Origin of the sequence: Streptomyces sp. S07_1.15, from assembly GCF_020739505.1 — a bacterium.
Classification (GTDB): Bacteria; Actinomycetota; Actinomycetes; order Streptomycetales; family Streptomycetaceae; genus Streptomyces; species Streptomyces xinghaiensis.
The window spans coordinates 6,949,191-6,971,865 of record NZ_JAJBZK010000001.1 but is presented as its reverse complement, the minus strand read 5'-3'; the positions used below and the strand labels follow the sequence as shown (position 1 = coordinate 6,971,865).

General features: G+C 74.4%; 19 protein-coding genes. 11 read left to right on the top strand and 8 right to left on the bottom strand.

Going from position 1 to position 22,675, the window contains the following annotated elements; all coding sequences use genetic code 11:
* Positions 1 to 55: 55 nt before the first annotated feature.
* Entirely contained in the window at positions 56 to 391 is a 336-nt protein-coding gene (locus LIX60_RS29985) for a YnfA family protein (RefSeq protein WP_227962439.1), read from the bottom strand.
* A gap of 627 nt (positions 392 to 1,018) precedes the next feature.
* Here LIX60_RS29985 and LIX60_RS29980 point away from each other — a divergent pair.
* A complete protein-coding gene (locus LIX60_RS29980) occupies positions 1,019 to 1,711 on the top strand; it encodes an SUMF1/EgtB/PvdO family nonheme iron enzyme (RefSeq protein ID WP_227962437.1) in 693 nt (230 codons plus the stop codon).
* A gap of 177 nt (positions 1,712 to 1,888) precedes the next feature.
* Here LIX60_RS29980 and LIX60_RS29975 read toward each other — a convergent pair whose 3' ends face one another.
* From LIX60_RS29975 to LIX60_RS29965, 3 genes are all read right to left on the bottom strand, one after another.
* Positions 1,889 to 3,805: a DUF2264 domain-containing protein gene (locus LIX60_RS29975; RefSeq protein ID WP_227962435.1), complete on the bottom strand. Its 1,917-nt coding sequence runs from the start codon at positions 3,803 to 3,805 to the stop codon at positions 1,889 to 1,891.
* Positions 3,806 to 3,902: 97 nt separating this feature from the next.
* Positions 3,903 to 5,327 (bottom strand): RICIN domain-containing protein, encoded by a 1,425-nt coding sequence (locus tag LIX60_RS29970; protein ID WP_374117947.1) that lies wholly within the window; start codon positions 5,325 to 5,327, stop codon positions 3,903 to 3,905.
* 93 nt (positions 5,328 to 5,420) lie between these two features.
* A complete protein-coding gene (locus LIX60_RS29965; RefSeq protein WP_227962433.1) occupies positions 5,421 to 6,527 on the bottom strand; it encodes a family 43 glycosylhydrolase in 1,107 nt (368 codons plus the stop codon).
* A 324-nt stretch (positions 6,528 to 6,851) separates the two neighbouring features.
* On the opposite strand from LIX60_RS29965, the gene LIX60_RS29960 reads away from it, so the two are divergent.
* Together LIX60_RS29960 and LIX60_RS29955 are read left to right on the top strand one after the other, a co-directional pair.
* Entirely contained in the window at positions 6,852 to 8,012 is a 1,161-nt protein-coding gene (locus tag LIX60_RS29960) for a LacI family DNA-binding transcriptional regulator (protein WP_227962431.1), read from the top strand.
* Between the two features lie 120 nt (positions 8,013 to 8,132).
* Positions 8,133 to 9,359 (top strand): sorbosone dehydrogenase family protein, encoded by a 1,227-nt coding sequence (locus LIX60_RS29955; RefSeq protein WP_227962429.1) that lies wholly within the window; start codon positions 8,133 to 8,135, stop codon positions 9,357 to 9,359.
* A 144-nt stretch (positions 9,360 to 9,503) separates the two neighbouring features.
* Here LIX60_RS29955 and LIX60_RS29950 read toward each other — a convergent pair whose 3' ends face one another.
* Positions 9,504 to 10,298: an SDR family NAD(P)-dependent oxidoreductase gene (locus LIX60_RS29950; protein WP_227962427.1), complete on the bottom strand. Its 795-nt coding sequence runs from the start codon at positions 10,296 to 10,298 to the stop codon at positions 9,504 to 9,506.
* A gap of 222 nt (positions 10,299 to 10,520) precedes the next feature.
* Entirely contained in the window at positions 10,521 to 11,735 is a 1,215-nt protein-coding gene (locus LIX60_RS29945; RefSeq protein ID WP_227962424.1) for a right-handed parallel beta-helix repeat-containing protein, read from the bottom strand.
* Between the two features lie 721 nt (positions 11,736 to 12,456).
* Here LIX60_RS29945 and LIX60_RS29940 point away from each other — a divergent pair.
* The 8 genes from LIX60_RS29940 (at position 12,457) to LIX60_RS29905 (ending at position 21,016) form a co-directional block, all read left to right on the top strand.
* On the top strand, positions 12,457 to 15,357 hold the full coding sequence (locus LIX60_RS29940; RefSeq protein ID WP_227962422.1) for a Na+/H+ antiporter subunit A: 2,901 nt from the start codon (positions 12,457 to 12,459) through the stop codon (positions 15,355 to 15,357).
* On the top strand, positions 15,354 to 15,830 hold the full coding sequence (locus LIX60_RS29935) for a Na(+)/H(+) antiporter subunit C (protein ID WP_227962420.1): 477 nt from the start codon (positions 15,354 to 15,356) through the stop codon (positions 15,828 to 15,830). Before LIX60_RS29940 ends, LIX60_RS29935 begins: the two co-directional genes overlap by 4 nt.
* Positions 15,827 to 17,347 carry a Na+/H+ antiporter subunit D gene (locus LIX60_RS29930; protein WP_227962412.1) on the top strand — a complete coding sequence of 507 codons (1,521 nt, stop codon included), beginning with the start codon at positions 15,827 to 15,829 and terminating at the stop codon, positions 17,345 to 17,347. The genes LIX60_RS29935 and LIX60_RS29930 overlap by 4 nt, the downstream gene beginning before the upstream one ends.
* Positions 17,344 to 17,907 (top strand): Na+/H+ antiporter subunit E, encoded by a 564-nt coding sequence (locus LIX60_RS29925; RefSeq protein WP_227962410.1) that lies wholly within the window; start codon positions 17,344 to 17,346, stop codon positions 17,905 to 17,907. The genes LIX60_RS29930 and LIX60_RS29925 overlap by 4 nt, the downstream gene beginning before the upstream one ends.
* A complete protein-coding gene (locus LIX60_RS29920) occupies positions 17,904 to 18,170 on the top strand; it encodes a monovalent cation/H+ antiporter complex subunit F (protein WP_227962403.1) in 267 nt (88 codons plus the stop codon). Before LIX60_RS29925 ends, LIX60_RS29920 begins: the two co-directional genes overlap by 4 nt.
* Positions 18,167 to 18,523 carry a monovalent cation/H(+) antiporter subunit G gene (gene mnhG / locus LIX60_RS29915; protein WP_227962400.1) on the top strand — a complete coding sequence of 119 codons (357 nt, stop codon included), beginning with the start codon at positions 18,167 to 18,169 and terminating at the stop codon, positions 18,521 to 18,523. Before LIX60_RS29920 ends, mnhG begins: the two co-directional genes overlap by 4 nt.
* A 122-nt stretch (positions 18,524 to 18,645) precedes the next feature.
* Complete coding sequence (locus tag LIX60_RS29910) at positions 18,646 to 19,941, top strand: sodium:proton antiporter (RefSeq protein WP_227962398.1); 1,296 nt, start codon at positions 18,646 to 18,648, stop codon at positions 19,939 to 19,941.
* A 307-nt stretch (positions 19,942 to 20,248) separates the two neighbouring features.
* Positions 20,249 to 21,016: an SGNH/GDSL hydrolase family protein gene (locus tag LIX60_RS29905; RefSeq protein WP_374117946.1), complete on the top strand. Its 768-nt coding sequence runs from the start codon at positions 20,249 to 20,251 to the stop codon at positions 21,014 to 21,016.
* A 105-nt stretch (positions 21,017 to 21,121) separates the two neighbouring features.
* On the opposite strand, the gene LIX60_RS29900 is transcribed toward LIX60_RS29905, so the two are convergent.
* Both LIX60_RS29900 and LIX60_RS29895 read right to left on the bottom strand, forming a co-directional pair.
* Positions 21,122 to 21,340, bottom strand: a complete 219-nt coding sequence (locus LIX60_RS29900; protein WP_030543400.1) for a DUF5133 domain-containing protein — start codon at positions 21,338 to 21,340, stop codon at positions 21,122 to 21,124.
* 151 nt (positions 21,341 to 21,491) lie between these two features.
* Positions 21,492 to 22,484, bottom strand: coding sequence for a LysR family transcriptional regulator (locus tag LIX60_RS29895; protein ID WP_227962396.1), 993 nt, complete (start codon positions 22,482 to 22,484; stop codon positions 21,492 to 21,494).
* Between the last annotated feature and the right edge of the window lie 191 nt (positions 22,485 to 22,675).

Below are 22,675 nucleotides of genomic sequence, written 5' to 3'. Positions count from 1 at the left end.
CAGGGTTCACGGGTGCCGTGTGGGACGGAGGAGGCCGTTCCCGCTGCCTTCCGGTTCAGTGGCCGCGCGGCCCGTACATGATGACGGCCATCCCGGCGAGGCAGACCAGGGCGCCGATGACGTCGAACCGGTCGGGCCGGTACCCGTCGGCGATCATGCCCCAGGCGATCGACCCGGCCACGAAGACACCGCCGTACGCGGCGAGGATACGGCCGAAGTTCTCATCGCTCTGGAAGGTGGCCACCACCCCGTACAGCCCCAGGGCGATGACACCGGCCCCGATCCAGGCCCACCCCCGGTGCTCGCGGATGCCCTGCCAGACCAGCCAGGCACCGCCGATCTCGAAGAGGGCGGCGACGGCGAACAGGGCCACGGAGCGGGCGACGAGCACGGCGGGACCTTCTGCCGGAGGAGACACGGGGGCGGCACCAGCAAAGCATGCCGGGGGGACGGGGTCCGGTGCGGCCCACCCGCACCCGGCGCCCCGCTCCGCCCCGGCCGGCGGCTCAGCGGCCGCTCATCAGGAAGAGCGCTACGACAAGAATCCCGAGCCCGACGCCGCCCCACCACCACATGACGGCGTGCGGTCTGTTCATTCCGTACGTACGTTGGTCGGATGCGTCCTGTCCCGGCCTCACGGTGTCGATGACCTCTCTTGCTCCGGCGTCGTTTCCGCGTACCGCGAGGACCGCCGCTGCTCCGGAAGGGAGCGGTCACACCGGGAGAGGCATGACGCTCCCGCCGTACGGAGCGTCGGCCCGCGGTCGGCATTCCGTCTTCCCCCGGCCGTCCGGATCATGCGATTCCCCTGGTGGGGCGCCCGGTGCACGAGGTGCCGGCCCTCCGCGGACGCCGAGGGGCCGGCCGGCCTGGCAGACTCGCCCCATGACGACCGGCCGAACCCCGGGGACGCCTCGCGGACCCGCGCGCGTACACCCGTTCACGTCACCGACGCCCCCGGGGCCGTCACGGTGACCGATGACCACCGGGCAGAGCCCCTGGGGCCCGGGGGACGGCGATGAAGCGCGAGCCGGCCTTCCGCCGGTCCGTGGCCGGGAGCATGGTGGCCCTCCCGCCCGGGGAGATCGTCCTGCGGGACGAGGGCACGAGGACGAACTGGCGGGCCGAGGTGGGGGCCTTCCTGCTGGCGCCGGTCCCCGTGACCCGCGAGCTGTACGGCGCCGTCACGGGCGGAACGCCCTCGAGTCCGGCGGGGCCCCGGACGCCGGTGACCGAGGTCTCCTGGAAGGACGCCGTCCGGTTCTGCAACCTGCTCTCCCGGGCGGACGGCCTCACCCCCTGCTACACGACCGGCGACGACCCGGACGGCCGGGACGTGGTGTGCGACGCGGAGGCCGACGGCTACCGCCTCCCCTCCGAGGCCGAGTGGGAGTACGCCTGCCGGGCCGGGACCTCCGGCATCCGCTACGGGGAGCTGGACGAGATCGCCTGGCACCGGGGCAACTCCGGCGAGGCCGTGCACGAGGTCGCGACCAGGGCTCCGAACGCCTGGGGCCTCCACGACATGATCGGCAACGTGTGGGAATGGTGCCGGGACCTCTACGATCCCCGGGTCTACGGCCCGTACCGCGTGTTCCGCGGCGGGGGCGCCCACGACCCGCCGCGGGCCTGCCGCGCGTCGTGCCGCCGCAAGAGCCACCCGACCCTGCGCATCGACGACCTGGGATTCCGCCTCGCCCGCTCACGGTGAGACCGGCCCCGGGGCCTCCGGCCGGGACCGCGCACCCGGCCGTCCCCCGGACCGGCAGGCGGCCACCCCGCCCGGAGAGCCCGGACAACAGCGCTCCCGCTCACCGTTCTCGACCGCGGTCGGCCGGCGGGTCGGAAACCGCTGCCGTCCGGTCCGGCGGCGGTGGCCGGTCCGGGGTCACGTGGTGGTGGTTCTCCCGGGTGCCCTGCCGGGCGCGGGCGCCGGGCGGTGTTCGACCCGCGCCGTTCCGGCGGTCAGGTGTACGCGGTGTTCCGTGCCGTCCCGCCAGCGGGCCGTCACCGTGCGGGCCGCGCCGTCGTCGCGCACCTCGGCCCGTACCAGGTCGCCCAGCGGTGCGGGCCGGGGTTCGGCCGTGAGCCGGGCCGCGCACACGAACACGCTCGCCGCCCCGCCGGTCCGCCCCGACACGGCGGGCGTCACGGCCCGCGCCGTGTACGCCGTCGCCACCGGCGGCAGCGGCGGGGTGGCCACCAGTCCGTGCAGCGGCAGGAGTTCGGAGCGCGGAACCGGCCCCGCGGCCCAGCCGGTGAGGCGTACGGGGGTGCCCGGGGGCGCGCCCGTCACGGCGTGGACGCGGACCTCCGCCGCGCCGTGCGCGAGGACGACGCTCACGACCCGGGCCGTGGTGCCCACGCCGTGCCGGGACGCCGCCCAGCCCTCGCCCGCGCCCAGCGGTTCCAGGCCGTGGCGCGGGGAGACCGCGCCGTCCTCGCCGAGCAGGCCGAAGTGGTTGTCGGGTTCCGCTCCGGGCGGGGCCGGGCCGGTGGCGGTGGAGTAGGCGAGGCGCGTGTAGTGCGGGTCGTAGCGGACGTCCTCGCTGCCGTGGTTGTGCAGCCGTACGAGCCCGTCGGCGGACGTGGACTGGAGCAGCCAGTTCGGTGCGGGCAGCGCCGTGACCGCGTCCGCGCGCTCGGCCGGGCCCGGCTCCTCGGGGTCCGTCCACACCGGGTGGTCCGGCGGGAGGAGCAGGCCGAGGAACGCCTTGGCCGCCCAGTACGGGGAGGCGGGGCCGGAGTAGCGCTGGAGGACGCCCTCGTACGGGCCGTACCAGCCGAGTGAGAGCAGTCCGGTCGCCGGGCCGGCCGCCCCCCGGTCGAGGAAGTGGCGGAGGGTGCCGGAGGCCAGGCGGCGGGTGGTGCCGGGGCTCAGCGGGGTGCGGCCGGTGAGGGCGCCGAGCCAGAGCGGGGCGGTGGTCGCCATGCGGTAGGTGAGCGAGCGGCCCTGGTGCAGCGGCGCACCGTCGGCCCCGAACAGGCGGGCGTAGTCGGCGAGATGGGTCTCCAGCCGGGAGCCGTGGCGGTTCAGGAGCCGGGCGTCGGCGGAGAGGTGGGCCTCCAGGACGGGGTAGAGGTGCATCGCCCAGCCGTTGTAGTAGTCGAAGGCGCGGCCGGGGCCGTCGGTGTACCAGCCGTTGCCCGCGTACCAGGTCTCGATCCGGGCGAGGCCGTGTTCGCGGGCGGCCCGCGCCGCTTCGGTGGCGTGGCCCGTCGCGGCGAGGAAGCCGCCGACGGTGACGGGGAACAACTCCCAGTTGCAGGGCCAGGGTTCGGCGGTGAGGGCGTCCGCCAGCCAGGCCGCGGCGCGGTCCCGCACCGCCGCGTCCAGCCGGTCCCACAGCCAGGGGCGGGTGAGGCGGAGTGCCAGGGCCGTGGAGGCCGCCTCGACCAGCGGCTGGCTCCGGTCGGTGATCCGCGGCCAGTCCTCGGGGCCGTCGCCGCCGGGCCGGCGGGTGCCCGCCGCGAGGCCGTCGGCGTACCGGCCGAGGAGTCCGTGCGGGTCGGCGCCGCCGGCGCCCGCGATCCTGAAGGCGGCGAGGAGGAACGTGCGGGCGTAGCCCTCCAGTCCGTCGGAGCGGTGGCCGGAGAAGCTCGGCCGGCCGCCGGGGAGGTGGTAGAGCGCCCGGCCGGGGGTGGCGTACGGGGTGACGGCCGCGAGCAGCCCGTCGGCGGCGGCCTCCCAGTGCGCCCGGGTCCAGCCGGTGCGGGGGCTGAGGGCACGGTCCTCGGGCGGCAGGGGGAACGGCGGCCGGGCCGCCGGCTCCTCGTCGCGGAGGGGGCCGGGTGCTGGTCGCACGGAGGGGGCTCCTTCGGTCGGAGGACGGTGCTTCCGGGCGGGGCGGGCCCCGGCGTGCCGGGGACGCCGGTCCTCGGAGCGGGCGGCCGGCGTGCCGTCAGGTGCCGCGCCGCCACTGCTGGTTGTGGACGCCCGAGCAGGCGTAGGTGATGATCTCGGCGGAGTCGGCGGTGGCCCCGTTCGACACGTCGAGGCATTCGCCGCTGGCGCGGGCCACCAGCCGGACGTATCCGCCGCCCGCGTCCTGGACCTGCCACTGCTGCTGCGCCGTGTCCGAACACGTCTGCTGCTGTACGGCGGAGCCGGTCTCGGTGAGGCAGAGGGAGCTGTGCCGGGCCATCAGCCGGACGTGGCCGCCCCCGGCGTCCTTGAACCAGAACTTCTGGTTGCCGCCGCCGTTGCACCCGTACTGCTTGAGCAGCGCCCCGGCGCGGAGCGACTCGCTGGTCACATCGGCGCACCGGCCGCTGTGCCGGGCGGTGAGGGTCTCGAACGGCCCGCCGCGGCCGGTGACCGTCCCCGCCGCGGTGTCGATGACGAGCTCCGGGTGGTAGTCCATGCTCATGCTGGTGGCGGAGGGGAAGGACAGCGGGGCCCACACGTACCGGGAGTCGTTGACGGTGCCGCCGAAGGAGTTGCCCCAGCGGTCGCCCATGTAGAGGTACGAGGTCTGTCCGCTGCCCTGCACCGGCAGGACATAGCCGGTCTGGGAGCCGTAGGTGGTGGAGTCGCCGACGTTGCGCATCTCGCTCCAGGGGCCGGAGATGCTGGTGGCGGTGGCGTATTTCTGCTGGTTGGGGCTCCAGCCGGTGGCGCCGGAGGTCAGCATGAAGTAGACGCCGCCGCGCTTGAAGAGGGCCGGTGCCTCGCGGTGGCCGCCGGGCCAGGGGTTGGCGACGAGGGAGGCGACGCCGGTGTAGTCGTCGGTGAGCCGGTAGATGTGCAGGTCGTAGTTCTCCCGGGCGGCCGAGACCATGTAGCCGGTGCCGTCGCTGTCCGTGAAGACGGTGATGTCGCGCGACATGTGCTGCCCCAGCGGCCGGAAGCTGCCGCGCCAGGTGTAGTTCCCGTCGACGGTGGACGACGTGGCGACGGCGGCACGGGCCTCGCTGTAGTCGGAGCCGTTCTCCTTGTGGGCCCACAGGACGTACTGGCCGGTGCGCTGGTTGTAGATCACCTTGGGGCGCTCGATGTTGGCGCGCTGCAGCTCGGGGTCGCCGGCCTGGGTGAGGATGTGGTTGCGGAACTCCCAGTTCTTCAGGTCGGTGGAGCGGTAGGCGGAGACGTAGCGGAAGGTGTTGTCCGCGTTGCGGTTCTCGCCGAACCAGTAGTAGTAGCTGCCGACTTTGAGCACGCCGCCGCCATGGGCCTGCAGCGGGGCGCCCGAGGTGTCGGTGAACTGCGTGGCGTTGAGCACGGTGACCGGGGCGGCCTGTGCGGCGCCGGCCGGTACCAGGGCGCCGGTGAGGCCGAGACAGAGGCAGAGGGCGAGCAGCGCGGCGCGCAGGCGGTGGCGGTTCAACTCGGGCACGCTCCTTGGTGGGGGGTGAACGCGGTGGGGGGTGAACCCGGCCCCGGCGGCGGGTGCGGACCGGACGCCGGGCACCGGGACCGGCTACCGGGAGTCGGCCACCGGAATCCCGAAGTCGGGTGTCCCGTCCGGTTTCCACCCCAGTTCCTGGAGGCGGGTGTGCCGGTTCGGGTCGTTCAGCGGGTCGCCGCTGATCTCCTTGTACTGCCGCGCGTGGTAGACGAGGACGTCGGTGCGGCCGTCCTCGGCGACGGTGAAGGAGTTGTGGCCGGGGCCGTACTGGCCGGTGGCGTCGCTGCTGGTGAAGACCGGCCGCGGCGATTTGCTCCAGGAGGCGGGGGCGAGCAGGTCGGCGGTGTCGTCGGCGGTCAGCAGGCCGAGGCAGTAGTTGCTGTCGGTCGCGCTGGCCGAATAGGCAAGGAAGACACGGCCGTTGCGCTGGATGACGGCGGGGCCCTCGTTGACCTTGTAGCCGGCGGTCTCCCAGGCGTACTCGGGGGTCGTCAGCCGCACCTGGGGGCCGGTCAGCGTCCATGGACCCGCCATCTCGGAGAGGAAGACGGCGGTGTTGTTGTCCATGCCGGGCTCGTGCTGGGCCCAGGCGAGATAGCGGGTGCCCCGGTGGACGAAGGTGGTGGCGTCCAGGGAGAAGGTGTCCCAGGCGGTGGTGATCCGCCCGCGCTCCGTCCAGGTGCCGGAGAAGGGGTCGGCGTTCCGGTTCTCCAGGACCCACATCCGGATGCGCCAGACGTCATCCGTGCGTCCGGCGGCGAAGTAGATGTACCAGGCGCCGTCGATGTGGTGGATCTCGGGCGCCCAGATGTGCGCTCCCATGTCACCGCTGCCGTGCCGCCGCCAGATCACCGTCTCCCCGGCCCCGGCCAGCCCGGCGAGCGTCGCGGAGCGGCGCAGCACGATGCGGTCGTACTCGGGGACGGTGGCCGTGCAGTAGTAGTGGCCGTCGGTGTGCCGGTGGATGTGCGGGTCCGCGCGGTTGCGGATCAGCGGGTTGGCGTACGAGGCGGCCGCGCGGCGCCCGGCGGGGCGGGACTCGGCCGCGCGGGAGCCGGCCTGGCGGGAACCGGGTGCGGCCCGGGCCGCACCCGGTGTGGCGGCGAGGGCACCGAGGGCTCCCAGCCCCGCCGCCGTGCGGAGCACGAGTCTGCGATCGGGCGCGGCACCACGGCTCATCCGGATCTCCTGCGGGGGGGGCGGGGGGAGGGGCCTGTGCGTCCGGGCCCGCAACTGGTGGATTTTGTTGGGATGTTAGAGCTTCTGGTGATTCCGGGTCAGCCCTCGGGACGGCGGCGAAAGTTTCGGAGCGCCGGGAGCGCCGTCCCGCGGGGCACCGCGGGAGCCTCCGCCGCGGCCCGTCTCATCCCGTGGGACATCGGTCTTCTGCGGCGACGCGGCGCGATCTACAGTGGTGGCCGGCCGCTGCCCGGCCGGTACCGCGGGGGGACTCGGGCTGTCCTGGGTGTGATCCGCGAGGCCGCGGAGCGGAAGGGGAAGTCGATGGCTCGTACCGGGAGCGCCGCGGGCCCGACCCTGGCGGTGATCGCCCGCGAGGCCGGGGTGTCCGTGCCGACCGCCTCCAAGGTGCTCAACGGCCGCGCGGACGTGGCCCCCGACACCCGCCGCCGCGTCACCGAGGTGCTGGAGCGCCTGGGTTATGTACGCCGCCCGCGCGCCGGGGCGCCGAAGCCGCGGCCCGCGATGGTCGACCTGGTGGTGCGCTCGCCCGACAGCCCCCGCGCGGGCGCGGTGCTGCACGGCGTCACGGAGGCCGCGCACGAGGCGGGCCTGGACGTGGTGGTCTCGGTCGCGGACGGGCTCGGCGGGCCGGGCGGACGGCGGACGGGCCCCGGCTGGCCCGAGAAGCTGGCGGCCCGCGGCTCCGCCGGGGTGCTGTTCCATCTGCCCGGGCTCAGCCCCGGCCAGTACGCGTGGCTGGCGGGCCACCGCGTCCCGTACGTCCTCATCGACCCCGCGCGCCGGCCGCCGCCCGGCACACCGTCCGTCGGCGCGGACGACCACCGGGGCGGGTCGGTGGCGACCGGCCATCTGCTGGCGCTGGGCCACCGCCGGATCGCGGTGCTCGCCGGCCGCCCCGGCACACCGCGCGGTGACGCCCGGCTGGCGGGCCACCGCGAGGCCCTGGCGGCGGCGGGCGTCGCACCCCGGCCGGAGTACGTGCGCCACGGCGACTCCGAGCGGGCCTGCGCCCGGCGCCGGACGCTCGCCCTCCTCGGCCTGCCGGAGCCGCCCACCGCGCTGTTCGCCTGCTCGGACGTCATGGCCCTCGGGGCGTACGAGGCCCTGGCCGCACGGGGGTTACGGGTCCCCGCGGACGTCAGCGTGATCGGCTTCGGCGATCTGCCCGGGGCCGGCTGGGCGTCCCCGGCCCTGACCACGGTGCGCCGGCCGCTCTCCGGGATGGCCGCGACGGCGCTGCGGCTGCTGGCCCGGATGATGTGCGGGGAGCAGCCGGAGAACCCGCGCACCGAGCTGTTCCCGCGGCTCGTCCCCCGCCACAGCACGGCCCCGGTGGCCACCCGGCCGCTGCGGGCCGTGCGTGCCGCCGCCGGGGCGGCCGGCGGTCCCGCGGCGGGCCGGGGCGACGGAACGGCCGCGGACACCGGGCCTGTACCCCGGGCGTCCGCCGTGGCACAGTGAACCCGGCCGCTGGGACCGCTCCCATCCGGGCCGTCGCGCCCCACCGTGCCCGGGCCCGCCGGCGGACCACCGAGAAGCATGCCGTCACCAGGAATCCCCCACCTCTTCCCAGGAGTCGCTATGCCCCGAGGAAAGCGGATCAGCCGGTTACTGCTCGCCCTGACGCTGACCGCCGCCGTGGCGCCGGTCAGCTGGGCGGCGGAGTCGCGGTTCAGCGAGCGGGACCCCGGTCCGGGCACCGCGGCCGCCTCCGGGGCCGCACCGCTGGAGGACCTGACGGTCACCACCACCCAGGTGGCCTCCGGTCTGCGGCGCCCCACCGCCATCGCCTCCCCCGACGACGCCACCGGCCGGCTGTTCATCACCGAGAAGGCCGGCACCGTGCGCGTCTACCACCCGGACACCGGCCTGGCCGCCGAGCCGCTGCTCGACCTGACCGGCCGCGTCAACGCGAACGACAACGAGCGCGGGCTGCTGGGCATCGCCCCGGCGCCCGACTTCGAGGAGAGCCAGCTCCTGTACGTCGCCTACACCCGCCGCTCGGACGACGCCGTCACCCTCGCCCGGATCGACGTCCGCGAGGGCGGCGTGGAGGAGCTCCTGACCCAGGAGCACGCCCAGTACTCCAACCACAACGGCGGCCACCTGGCCTTCGGCCCCGACGGCTATCTGTACTGGAGCATCGGGGACGGCGGCGGCTCCGGCGACCCGTTCGACAGCGGACAGCGCCTGGACACCCTGCTCGGGAAGATCCTGCGGCTGGACGTCGGCCCCGGGTGCCGCGCCGGCTCGGAGTCCTCCTGCGTACCGGCGGACAACCCCTTCGTGGACCGCCCGGGCGCCCGGCCCGAGATCTGGGCCCACGGCCTGCGCAACCCCTGGCGCTTCTCCCTCGACGAGGCCGACGGCTCTCTGTGGATCGGCGACGTGGGCCAGGGCAGCTGGGAGGAGGTGGACCATCTGGCCGCCGACGAGGGCGGGGCGAACCTCGGCTGGTCGTGCATGGAGGGACCGGAAGTCCTCAACGCGGACCAGTGCGACCCGGACGCCGACTACACCGACCCGGTGTTCAGCTACCCCTCCTCCGTCGCCGGCTGCTCCGTGATCGGCGGCCCGGTGTACCGGGGCGAGGAGTTCGCCGAGCTGGCCGGCGGCACCTACCTGGCCACCGACTACTGCTCCTCCACCGTCTGGGGCATCCGGCCCGGCCCCGACGGCTACGCCAACGCCGAGATCGGGGAGTTCCCGACCCAGGTCACGAGCTTCGGCGAGGACGAGAACGGCGAGCTGTACGTCGCCAACGACCTTCCCGGAGGGCTGCACCGGGTCTCGTTCGGGACGCGCTGACGCCTCGCGGCGGCAGCGGCCGCCGGGATCCGGCCGCCCGCCCCGACGGAGCGGCCGGGCGGCCGGACCCTTGGGACGAGCTCCACAAGGGCCCGGCCGCCCGGGAGCGCGGGCCGGGCCGGGCTTCCGTACCGCGCGCCGCCGTCAGCCGGCCGGGAGTTCCGCCCCCGTCAGTTCCGCGCAGGCGGCGAGCAGTCCGTCCTGCACGCCGTGGTCGTACGCGGCGGGGTTGGCCCGCAGCTCCTGCCGCCGCTTGAAGTACCGGCCCGTCACCCTGGCCGCCGGGTCCTCACCGGTGGCCAGCCAGACCTGGGTCTCCGCGCCCTCCGGCAGGCCGCCGGTGGCGTTGGGCCCGCCCATCCGCGTCCGGATCCACCCCGGGTCCACGGCGTTGCTGAGGGTGCCGGGCCAGCGGCGCGCGACCGCGAACGCCAGGACGACGTCGAGGAGTTTGGAGTCGGAGTACGCCCGCATGCCGTCCCACGGCCGGCGCTCGTACTGCAGGTCGCCGAGGTCGACGGTGCCCTCCGCCTCCAGTCCGGAGGTCAGGTAGACCAGCCGGCGGGGCCTCGGCATCAGGGCGGTGAGCAGATAGGGGGCCAGCACGTTCGTCTGGAAGATGCGCTCCAGCTTGTCCTCGGTGACACTGCGCCAGGCCGCTCCCCCGCCGACCCCCGCGTTGTGGATCACCACGTCGAAGGGCCCCGCCGCGGCCGCCGCCTCCGCCAGCTCCCGGGTGCCCGCCAGCGAGGCGAGGTCACCGGCGACGACCCCGGCGGCCCGCGGCACCGCCGCGCGGGCCTCCTCCGCGCGCACCGTGTTGCGGGCGTGCAGGACCACCCGGTGTCCCGCGGCGGCCAGCGTCGCCGCCGTCTCGCGCCCGATGCCGTCTGCCGACCCGGTGACGAACACGCTGATGCCGGCGCCCTTGTCGTCCATGGTGTCTCCTCTTCCTCGGCGGTCGCCCCGGCCGGTGGCGGCCGGGTCCGCGGGCGTGGAATGGCTTGGCGTTGCGGGAACGACGGTACGACGGGCGGCCCGTGCGCGGGGCGGCGCCCCGGCCGGTCCGGCGCGGCGGAGCACGGCCGGGCCGGACCCCCGGCGCGCGGAGGGGCCGCCCGGCCCGCGGCCGGACGGCCCTCGCGGATCTCCGGGACGCGGCTAGGAACAGGTGTTCCGGCTCGTATTGACCAGGTTGAGGTTGCGGTAGGTGATGTTCGAGCCGCAGGGGCTCTCCCTGAGGGCCGAGTTGGTGACCGTCAGGTTCTGCAGCGTGATGTCGCGGGTGTTGGCGAACTCGGAGCGGGCGGCGATCCGGATGTCGCCCGGCCCGGAGACGGTGCCGCTCTGGGCCGCGATGTTCACGTTGTAGCAGTTCTCGATGAGGATGGCGTTGCTTCCGGTGTTCGCGATGTCCACCCGGTCGATGACGGCGCCGCCGCTCTCCGAGACGCAGAAGACGCCGCGTCCGCCGCCGCGGGCGATGACCTGGCCCACCCGGATGTTGACCGGGTAGCTGTCGCCGATGCGGCCGTTGCGGTTGGCCATCCGGAAGGCGGCGTAGCCGGTACCCGTCCCGGCGCCGTCGGCGTCCACCTTCTGGACGGTGGCGTTGATCGTGTCGTTCAGCAGCAGTCCGGAGTAGCCGGTGTTGCGGGCCGTGACCGTGCCGATGGTGAGCCCGTCCACGCCGTAGGTCTCCACGCCGTGGGCGCTGGTGCCGGAGACGTGGACGTTGTCGATGCGGATGTTGCGGGAGCGCACCGAGCGGTCGCCGTGGTTGTCGATGCGGATGCCCAGACCGCCGGAGAGACGCATGTCGATCTGGCCCAGTGTGACGTTCTCGACGTTCCGCATGAAGATGCCGTACAGCGGGGCGCCGGTGAGGGTCAGGTGCTGGACCTCCACGTCCCGGGCGCCACGGGCGTAGACCGGGGCCTGGTCGCCGGAGCCCGAGCCGGTCACGTTGATGGTCCCGCAGACGTCGAGCACGGTGTAACTCGGCAGCGAGAGCCGGGAGCCGGCGCTCATCGAGCCCGAGCCCCGGACCACGACCCGCTGCTTGGAGGTCCGCCCGGGCGACAGGCTGCCGACGGCCGCGCGCATCGCCGAGAGCATGTCGGTGCCGCTGTAGCCGGGAGCCGTCCAGGTGTTGCCGTTGCGGACGGCTTCGGCCTGGTAGCCGCCGGTGCCGCAGTCGGCGGCCGGGGCGGCGGGGGCGGCAGCGGCGGCGGGGGCGGCGCTCCCCGCCGCCGTGGCGGCACCGGCGCCGTGGGCCTGTCCGGGTGCGGCCAGCAGCAGGCTGATCAGCCCGGCCAGGGCCGTTCCGGCGGCGGCCAGAGCTGTTCCGCGTCGTCCTCGCGGTGTGGAAGACATACCTCGTCTCCTTTCGGAGCGGGTGAGAGATGGGTGGGGGGTGAGGGAGCGTCGGCGTGGGGCCGAGGAAGCGCTTTCACGCCGCCCCGGAACGTAGCAAGCGGACACCGGAGCGTCAATCGGCCCTATCGGCCGCGCAGTTGACGAGGCTTTCCGGATATGCCCCCGATGTCCCCCCGGACCCCGCAGGCCCCTCCGCAGGCGGGACGGACACGCAGAAAGCGTTTACTGCCCTCATCGCCCGCACCGGGGACGGAAGCGCTCCGCGCCGCGCCGTGAACCGCCGTGCCCGCCGGGCGCACCCGTCTCCGTCTTACGGTGTCCCCGGGCGGAGGCCGGTCCGCCCGCCGGCGATCCGCCCGCCCCGTGCCGACGGCCCGTCACCGAAAGCCGGTGAGGTCCTCCGGAAGCGCCCCTGTTCCACGGTCCGGCCGGGATTCCCCCGCGCTCCCGGGGGCACCCAGCCAAGAGCGCCGGGCACGCCGGCGCCGGGAGGAACCGCCGACCCATCGTCAGCAGACCACCAGCGGAGGACGGAGGACGGGCGCATGGCACCAGCGGGCGGCCGCACCACCGGTCCCACGGATGTCCGGCCCTGCGGGCCACCGTCCGGACGCCCCCGCCCCCGTCCTGCCCCGCCCGGCGCCGCCCGGCCCCCCGTACGGGCCGCGGCTGCCGGGCGCACCGACCGGACCGCCGTACCCGAGGAGTGGTCTTCGCCGTGCTCGTCCTCGTAATCGCTCACGCCGGGCTGGCGGCGGCGCTTCCGTGCTGGGGCCGCCGCACCGGGCGCGCCGTCTGGGCGATCGCGGCCCTGCCGCTCCTGGCGGCCCTGGTGTGGAGCGCCGTCCGGGCGCCGGACGTGCTCGCCGGGACACCCGTACAGGAGAGCCTGGCCTGGGCGCCCTCCCTGGGGCTGAGCCTCGATCTGCGGCTCGACGCCCTGTCCCTGCTCATGGTGTGGGTGATCGGCGGGGTGGGGGCGGCGGTCCTGGCCTACAGCGCGTACTACACCGAGCGGGACACCGGCCGGGAGGCCGGGCTGCTGCTGGCCTTCGCCGGGGCCATGACGGGCCTGGTCCTCGCGGACAACCTCTTCCTGCTCTACGTCTTCTGGGAACTGACCACGCTCGCGTCCTACTTCCTCATCGCCGGCCCGGAGCGTTCCCGGGAGCGCCGCCCGGCGGCGGAGCAGGCGCTGCTGACCACCGTCGCGGGCGGGCTCTCCCTGCTGGCCGGGCTCGTCGTGCTGGGGGAGACCGCGGGCACCTACCGGATCTCCGCCGTCCTCGCCGACCCGCCGCGCGGCGCCGCGGTGACGGTGGCCATGGTGCTGCTGCTCCTCGGCGCGTTCGCCAAGTCCGCCCAGATGCCGCTGCACGGCTGGCTGCCCGCCGCCATGGTGGCGCCCACTCCGGTGAGCGCCTATCTGCACGCCGCCACGATGGTCAAGGCGGGGGTGTATCTGGTGGCACGCTTCGCGCCCGGTTTCGCCGATGTCCCCCCGTGGCGGCCGGCGGTGTTCGCCGTCGGGCTGGTGAGCATGGTCCTGGGCGCCTGGCGGGCGCTCCGGGAGACGGATCTGAAGAGACTGCTCGCCTACGGCACCATCAGCGAACTCGGCCTGCTGATGGTGCTGTTCGGCGCCGGCACCCGGACGGCCGCGATGGCGGGGGCCGTGATGCTGGCCGCGCACGCCGCCTTCAAGGCCGCGCTCTTCCTCGTGACCGGCATCCTCGACCACCGGGCCGGCAGCCGGGACGTGCGCGAACTGTCCGGCGCGGGCCGCCGGATGCCCGGGGTGTTCGCGGCGGCTCTGCTCGCCGCCCTCTCCATGGCGGGCGTGCCGCCGCTGCTCGGCTTCCTCGGCAAGGAGGCCGGCTACGAGGCGTTCCTGCACGGCACCGGGATCGGCGGCCGTCTTCCGGTGCTGGCCGGACTGGTCCTGGGATCCGTCCTCACCGTCGCGTACGCGGGCCGCTTCCTGTGGGGGGCCTTCGCCCGCAAGCCCTGGGCGGAGCCGGGCACCCCGGACCGGCCGGGCCCCGGCCTCCTCGCTCCGGCCGCGTTCCTCTCGGTTGCGGGACTGGTGCTGGGCCTGTGGTACCACGGCGTGGCGGCCCTCGTGCGCGCCTACGCGGACCGCTACCCGGCCGGCCCGGAGGGCCCGTACGAGCTCGCCCTCTGGCACGGCCTCACCCCGGTGCTGGGACTGTCCGTGCTGACGCTCCTGCTGGGAGCCGCGCTGTACGCGGCTCACCGCGAGCGGGCCGACGGGACCGGCCCGCGGTGGAAGACCCTCGTCCGGCTGCCGGACGCGCAGCGCGCGTACCGGCGGACCGTCCGCGCGACCGACCTGCTGGCGCTGCGGCTGGCACGCGGCACCCAGGTCGGCTCACTCCCCGTCTACCTGACGGTGCTCCTGTGCGCCGTACTGGCCCTGCCGGGAGCCGCCCTGGCCGTCACCGGCACCGGACCCGCCGGGACCCGGCTGTGGACCTCTTCCGTCCAGGTGCCGCTCGCCCTGGTCGTGCTGGCCGCGGCCGTGGCGGTGACGGCGACCCGGCACCGGCTGACCGGCGTCCTGCTGGTGGGGGCGGTCGGCTACGGCGTGGCGGGGCTGTTCCTGCTCCGCGGCGCTCCGGACCTGGCCCTCACCCAGTTCCTGGTGGAGACGCTGACACTGGTGGTCGTGGTGTTCGTGCTGCGCCGGATGCCGGCCCGTTTCTCTCCGGAGAAGGCGGCTCCGCGCACCCGGGTCCTGCAGGGCGCGCTGGCCGGATCGATCGGCGTCCTCGTCGGTGTCTTCACCCTGGCCGCCGCCGGTGCCCGCCGGGCTCCCGCGGTCTCGGAGGACTACTTCCGCCTGCTGCCGGAGACCGGTGCCCACAACACCGTCAACGCGATCGTCGTGGACTTCCGGGCGCTGGACACCCTGGGGGAGATCGCCGTGCTGCTGGTCGCGGCACTCGGCGTGGTGAGCCTGGCCGGGGTCCGGCGGGGCGGGGACGAGGCCGGGTCCGCCCGTACCGGGAACGGCACGACCGGTGCCCGCGGGGAACCGGGCGACCGGGCGGCCCTCTCGCCGACGGCCCAGTGGGACGAGCCGCACGAGTGCTGGCTGCCCGGCGGCAGCGAACGGCCGGGCGGGGAGCGCTCCTTGCTGCTGGAGATCAGCACCTGGATGGCCTTCCCCTCCCTCATGGTGGTCTCCGTGTTCCTGCTGTTCTCCGGACACTCCCACCCCGGCGGCGGCTTCTCGGGCGGCCTGGTGGCGGGGCTCGCGTGCGTGCTGCGCTATCTCGTGGGCGGCCGGGACGGCCTGGGAACGACCGCACCCGTCGACCCCGGCCTGCTCGCGGGCGGAGGACTGGCGCTGGCCGCCGGAACCGGTCTGGTGCCGGCTCTCCTCGGGGCCGAGCCCCTGTCGGGCGTCCTGGTGGAGGCACACCACCTGCCTCTCATCGGGACACTGAAGTTCTCCACCACCCTCTTCTTCGACATGGGCGTCTACCTGCTGGTGATCGGCGTCGCGCTCAAGCTGCTGTCGGCCCTGGGCACGCACCTCGCTCCCGCCCCGCGGAGAACACGGACACCGGCGGAAGGAGACCTCACACGGTGAGAACGCCCGACATCACCCTCGCCGTCGTGGTCGGCGGTCTGTACGCCGTGGGCTTCCTGCTGATGATGCAGCGGTCGCTGATACGGATCGTGCTCGGCTTCGTCCTCCTGGGACACGGCACGAATCTGCTGCTGCTCTCGGCGGGACGCCCGGGAGACCCCCCCTTGACGGGCGGGGGCACCGCGGAAGCCGGCCGGTACGCCGATCCGCTGCCCCAGGCCATGGCGCTCACCTCCGTCGTGATCACCTTCGGGCTCACGGCCTTCCTGCTCGCCCTGGCCTACCGGTCCTGGTGGCTGACCGGTCACGACGAGGTACGGGACGACGTGGAGGACCGGCGGATCGGCACCGCCCGGGAACGCGCCGAGTCGGCGGAGCGGGGAACCGGGGCACGGTCCGTCGAGGCGGGCGAACCGGAGGGCACGGACGACTCGGACGACGCCGCGCACGACCCGCCGGAGGGGAACCGATGAACCTGCTGCTCGCCCTGCCGGTGATCCTGCCGCTCCTCGCCGCGGGGCTGTCCATCGCCCTGCGGCGGCATCTGTGGGCCCAGCGGTCGCTGAGCACCGCGGTGCTCGTCACCGTCCTCACCGTCGCCTTCGTGCTGCTGGTCCTGGCGGACCGGCGGGGTCCCCTGGTGCTGCCGGTGGGCGGCTGGGAGGCGCCCGCGGGCATCACCCTGGTGGCGGACCGCTTGTCGGCGCTGCTGCTGACCGTCTCGCTGCTGGTCGCGCTCGCCGTCCTGCTCTTCTCCATGGGCCAGGGCACGGCCGAGCGGCGCGGCCGGGTGGCGACCGCGTTCCATCCGGCCTACCTGCTGCTGGCCGGCGGGGTGGGGCTGGCCTTCCTCACCGGGGACCTGTTCAACCTGTTCGTGGCCTTCGAGGTGATGCTCGGCGCCTCGTACGTGCTGATCACGCTGAACGCCGGGACGCAGCGGACCCGGGCCGGCATGACGTACGTCCTCGTCAGCCTGACCTCCTCACTGCTGTTCATCACGGCGATCGCCCTGGTCTACGCGGCCACCGGCACCGTGAACCTGGCCCAGCTCGGCGAGCGGACGGCCGCACTCCCCGGCGGGCTGCGGAGCGCCCTCGGCCTGCTGCTGCTCGTGGTCTTCGGCATCAAATCGGCCATGGTGCCGCTGCACTTCTGGCTGCCGGACAGCTATCCCACGGCTCCCGCGCCGATCACGGCCGTCTTCGCGGCGCTGCTCACCAAGGTCGCGGTGTACGCGATGGTGCGCACCCAGACCCTGCTGTTCCCCCGGGAGGAGACCTGGGTCCTGCTGGCCGTTCTCGCGGTCGCCACCATGCTGCTGGGCATCCTGGGGGCGCTGGCGCAGGACGACATCAACCGGCTGCTGTCCTTCACCCTGGTCAGCCACATCGGTTTCATGCTGTTCGGGCTGGCGCTGTTCGACGTCGCCGGGCTGACCGGCACGATCCTGTACATCGTCCACCACATCGTCGTCCAGGCGACGCTGTTCCTGGTCGCCGGGCTGATCGTGCGGGGGGCGGGCACCCCGGCCCTGCGCCGGATGGAGGGCCGCGCTCCCCCGCCGGCGCTGCTCGCCCTGCTGTTCCTCGTGCCGGCGCTCAGCCTGTCCGGCATCCCGCCGCTGTCCGGGTTCGTGGCCAAGCTGGCGCTGCTGCGGGCCGGGGCCGCGGACGGGGGCGCCGCCGCATACGCGCTGGTCGCCGCCGCGCTGCTGACCAGCCTGCTCACTCTGGCGGCGATGGCGCGCCTCGGCCGCAGCGCCTTCTCCGGGGCGCCCCGGCCGGACCCGCGCACTTCCCCGGCGCCGGCCGCCCCGCGCCGGCCGGCCCGGCTGATGGCGGCCACCACCGCGGGCATGGCCCTGGCCGGGGTGACCCTCGTCGTGCTCGCCGGCCCGCTGGCAGGGATCAGCGAACGGGCCGCCGAGGACCTGCTGAACCGGGACCCCTACCGGTCCGCCGTACTCGTCACGGAGGCAAAGCCTTGACCGTCCCACGCTTCCTGTACCGCACCCGGGACCATCTGCCGCTGTTCTGCTGGCTGCTGGCGCTGTGGACGGTCCTCTGGGGATCGCCCCGCCCGGCGGTCCTGCTCAGCGGTGTGCCGCTGGCCGCCGCGGTCGTGCGCGGCTTCGCCCTTCCGCCGCTGCTCCCCCGGGTCGCCGTCCGGCCGTGGCGGCTGGTGCTCCTGCTCGGTTTCATGCTCGCCGACCTCCTCCAGTCCGGAATCACCGTGGCCTGGCAGGCCCTCCGGCACGGTCCGCGCGCCAGGGCGGCGGTCGTGGAGGTACCGCTCCGGGCCGACACCGACCTGCTGATCGCCGCGACGGCCACCCTGACCACGCTGACGCCCGGCACCCTCGTCCTGGAGATCGACCGCGACCGCCGGCTGCTGTACGTCCACGCGCTGCCCGCCGGCAGTCCCCGCCAGGCCGAGCGGCGGCGGCACGAGGTGCTGCGGGCCGAGCACCATGTGACCTGGGCGCTGGCACGGGCCGGGGCGGCCGGACGGGACCAGGGGCCGCGACCGGCTGAGGGAACGACATGACCACGGTGTACGCCGTCACCACGGCCCTGCTGTCGGCCGCCGCGCTGCTCGTTCTCGTCCGGCTGCTCCGCGGCCCGGTCGCGCTCGACCGCATCGTGGCCCTGGACGTCCTGCTGTCGCTGATCGTCGCGGGTGCGGCCCTGGGGGTCGCGGCCCGGAAGGAGGGCTCCTTCCTCCCCGTCCTCCTGGTACTGGCGATCCTGGCCTTCATCGGATCGGTCACCGCGGCCCATCTGATCGAGCGGCGGGAGGGCATGCGGTGAGCACCGTCCTCGGCGTCCTCTCCGCTGTCTTCCTGCTGTCCGGCGCCGCCTTCTCCCTCCTCGGCGCCATCGGGCTGCTGCGGTTCGCGGACACCGCCTCCCGGCTGCACGCGGCGTCCAAGACCCAGACCCTGGGCCTGCTGCTCATCCTGCTGGGAACCGCCCTCCAGGTGCCCGTGAAGTACGGCCTGGTCCTTCTGCTGCTCGCCCTCTTCCAGCTGGTCACCGTGCCGGTGACCGGGCAGATCGTCGGCCGCACCGCCTACCGGACGGGAGCCGTGCGCCGCGGTGACCTGGTCGTGGACGAACTCGGCCGGCGGCTGGAACGGGAGGAGACCGGTCCGCCGGACTGACCGCCGCGCCCCGCGGCCGCGGAAGGCGGCCCAGCGGCCGCGCCCGCACCGGACCCGCCCGGGGCCGCCGCTCCTCCCGGCGGTACGCTGATCCGCGCCGAGCCGATCAAGGAGTGGGTGCCGTGCTGCTCGCCTTCGCCGTGGTGCTGCTGCTCGCCGTGCTGGTGTCCAGCCTGGCGCACCGCACCATCCTGTCCACCGCCGCGCTGTTCCTGATCGCCGGCTTCCTCCTGGGCAAGGAGACCACCGGTGTCCTCCAGCTGACGGCCGACTCCGCGCTGGTCGAGCACTTCGCCGAACTGGCCCTGTTCGCGGTGCTGTTCACCGACGGCATGCGGGTGGGCTGGACCGATCTGCGGTCCGCCTGGCGGCTGCCCGGCCGGGCCCTGGGCTGGGGCCTGCCGCTGACCCTCGGCCTCACCGCCCTCCTCGCCCACTACATCGTGGGGCTGGACTGGCCCGAGGCCCTGCTGCTCGGCGCGATCCTGGCCCCCACCGACCCGGTCTTCGCCGCCGCGCTCGTCGGCAACAAGCGGGTCCCCGGGCGGCTCCGGCATGTGCTGAACGTCGAGTCCGGCATCAACGACGGGCTGGCGCTGCCGTTCGTCATCCTCTTCCTCGGCATCTCCGAGGGGTCCGGCGATCTCCACCTGGACGAACTGGCGACCGAACTCGCCCTGGGCGTCCTCATCGGCGTCGCCGTGCCCTGGCTGGCCATCAAGCTGGAGCAGACGCGCTTCTTCGCCGCCTCGGCCGCCTACGAGCCGCTCAACGCCTTCGCCATCGGGCTGGTCGTGCTCGGGCTGGGACAGGTCCTGCACGCCAACCTCTTCCTCGCCGCGTTCGCCGCGGGCGTGACCGTGGCCACCTTCGGCCCCCGGCAGCGGAAGGCATTCGACGAGTTCGGCGAACTCGTCGCCGAACTGCTGAAACTGGCCGCCCTGCTGGTCTTCGGCGCGCTGATCTCGGTGGAGTTCCTGGGCGAGATCTCGTGGAGCGGCTGGGTGTTCGCCGTCCTCGCCCTGGTGCTGGTCCGGCCGGTGGCCCTGGCCATCGCCTTCGCCCGCTCCCATCTGAGCCGGCGCGAACAGGCGGCGGCCATGTGGTTCGGTCCCAAGGGCTTCGCCTCCGTGGTCTACGCGCTGCTGGTGCTCAAGTCCGGCATCGCCGAGGCCGATCTCGTCTTCCACTTGGTGGCCCTCACCATCGTGCTCTCGATCCTCGCCCACTCCTCCACCGACATCGTGGTCGCGCGCTCCTTCGACGAACCGGAGGAGACGCCCAACTGGCAGGATCCCGAGGACGGCCGGGAAACCGAGGAGCACCCGGAGGGACGGGAAGCGGAACGGACGGAGAAACCGCGGACCGGGACCGGCGGCGCGGACCGGGCGGCGGGCGGCGGCACGGCGGAGAGCTGAGCCCCCGTTATTTTCTTCGCGGTCCTGCCATCGCTCGCACCGAGGGGGTTGACAAGGTTGTCATGACCCTCAACCATGGGAGCGCTCCCACACCCCCACAGTACTCCGCCTGACGGTCCGCCCCCGACCGTCAGGCGGTTCGACCCGAGTTCACCGCACCGCGGGGCGCGCGGCCTCCTCGCGCGTCCCGCGCACGCTCGTGCCCGAGGCGCGGCACGCGGCCCGGCACGGTTCCCGGGCGGAACCGCACCGGACGCCCCGCCCGTTCCGCACCGTCCCCCACGGAACAGCAGGAGGCACCACCACCATGCGCAGAACCCCCCTCCGGGCGGTCATGGCCGGGTCGGCCCTGGCGCTCGCGCTCGTCCTCGCCCCGCCGGCCGGAGCCGCACCCGCGGGCCCGGTCTCCGCCCCGGCCCCCGCGGGCGGGGAGCCGGCGGCCGCCGCCACCAGGATCATGCCGCTGGGCGACTCCATCACCGGCTCGCCCGGCTGCTGGCGCTCCGTCCTCTGGAACCGGCTGCAGGACACCGGCTACACCTCGGTCGACTTCGTGGGCACGCTCGGTCCCCAGGGCTGCGGGCAGCCCTACGACGGGGAGAACGAGGGACACGGCGGAGCCCTGGTCACCCGGGTCGCCGACGGGAACCAGCTGCCCGGCTGGCTCTCCGCGACCCGGCCGGACATCGTGATGATGCACTTCGGCACCAACGACGTCTGGAGCAACATCGCTCCCGACCGCATCCTGGCCGCGTACACCGAACTCGTCCGGCAGATGCGGGAGAGCAACCCGAGGATGAAGGTGCTCGTCGCCCAGATCATCCCGATGAACCCGGGCGGCTGCCCCGAGTGCGCCCAGCGGGTGCGGGACCTCAACGACCGCATCCCGCAGTGGGCTTCGGGCATCAGCACCCCGGAGTCGCCCGTGGTCGCGGTCGACCAGTGGACCGGTTTCGACACCGCGGCCGACACCTATGACGGCGTGCACCCCAGCTCCTCCGGCGACCACAAGATCGCTTCCCGCTGGTACCCGGCGCTGACCGGGTTCCTCACCCCGGGCGCCTCCGGCTCCTGACCCGGCGGACGCGGCCGGCGGATCCGGGGCCGGACTCGCGGCGGCCGCCGCCCCGGGAACGCCCTCGCCCCCGGCAGCCGGCCGGGGGCGGTGACGGGGGATCCGTTACGGGGCGGCCGCCGCGAGTTCGTCGTCCAGCCGGCGGCGGGCCTCCGCCAGGGCCTGGTCGATGTCACGGGCCCCGGTGGAGACGCACAGCGTGTAGGCGGTGTCCTGCATCTGGCGGTGGATGTGCGGAGCGACGACCTGCTCCTTCGCCAGGGCCCGCAGGGCTTCGTAGTGTTCGAGCAGATTCCGCAGCACGGTCGGGTGCGCCATCAGCATCCGGCATCTCCTCCACGCCTCGAGGGGGACAAGGGACGAGCAAGGCGATCGGCACTCCGAGCGCCCCTTCCCCCGTGCGCACGCGACGGGGCCCGCCGGAAGCGGGCCGCAACGCGGTGCTGTTATACGGACGTTACCTCAGCGGGTCCCCTCACCGAACCCCCTTGCGCGTAACGCCTCTGTTTCGCGACGGCGGGCCGGCGGCGGCGCCCGGGAGGTCCTCCCGCCCCGCGCCGTCCCCCTCACCCGGGGCCGGCCCGGACCGTTCCGCCAGGCTGCGGTCCACGGTGTCGGCGAAGGCGCGCGCGAGCGGGCTCAGGGCTTCCCACTGCCGCACGGCCCAGCCGACCGACAGCGGGGGCAGCGCCGGGACGGGGACGAGCCGGACCCGCCCCGGGGGCGGAGGTCCGGGCATCGCCGGCACCAGCGCGTGGCCGAGCCCGAGTTCGGCCAGGAGGACGGCCGTGTCCCAGTCGGCCACGCTGGTCGCGGACGCCGACGGCACGCCGAGCCGGGGCAGTTGGCTGTCCAGCCGGGAACCGGAGGTGGAGTTCCCGGGGAGCCGGATGTGCTGGATGCCCGCCAGGTCGCCGGGGCCGACGGCGCTCTTCTCGGCCAGCGGGTCGTCGTCCCGTACGGCCAGCACCCAGGGGAGTTCGACGACGGGCCGCTGCTCGATGCCGCGCACGGGGGGACCGATGGTGATCCACGCCAGATCGGCGTCGTCCGCCGCCAGGGCGGCGAAGCAGCCGCGGCTGGAGTTCTCCGTCTGGAACTCCAGGCTGACCCCCGGATAGCGCTCCCGGTAGGCCACGACGGCCTCGGCCATGAAGTGCCGGACGGTGGTCGCGCCGGTGGTGATCCGCAGCGAGCCCGTCTCCCCGTCCAGCAGTTCGCGGAGCCGGCGCAGCGCCAGGTCGATGCCGCCGATGCCCTCGGCGGCGGCCGCGTAGAGGATGCGCCCGGCGTGGGTGGGGGTGACGCCGCGCGGACGGCGCTCCAGCAGGCCGAGCCCCAGCTCCCGTTCCAGCCGTCTGACGTGCTGGCTCACCGCCGGCTGCGTGCGGTGCTGTTCGCGGGCCACGGCGCTGAGGCTGCCCGCTTCGCAGACCGCGACGAAGGTGCGGAGGTCGTCGAACGTCATGACACCCAAGCTAGACCTGGGGCCTCTCCAAGGAAACCCTAGGATTGACTTGGGAGTTGCCCCGTCCGACGATGGTTCCGGGCCCCGGGCGGCAACCCGCCCCGCACCGCGCAGACCTTCCTCCGGAGCGCTGCGACAGCCGGGGGTCGGGTGCCGACCCGCCGCCCTCCGAACGGGGAAAGGGGACCGGC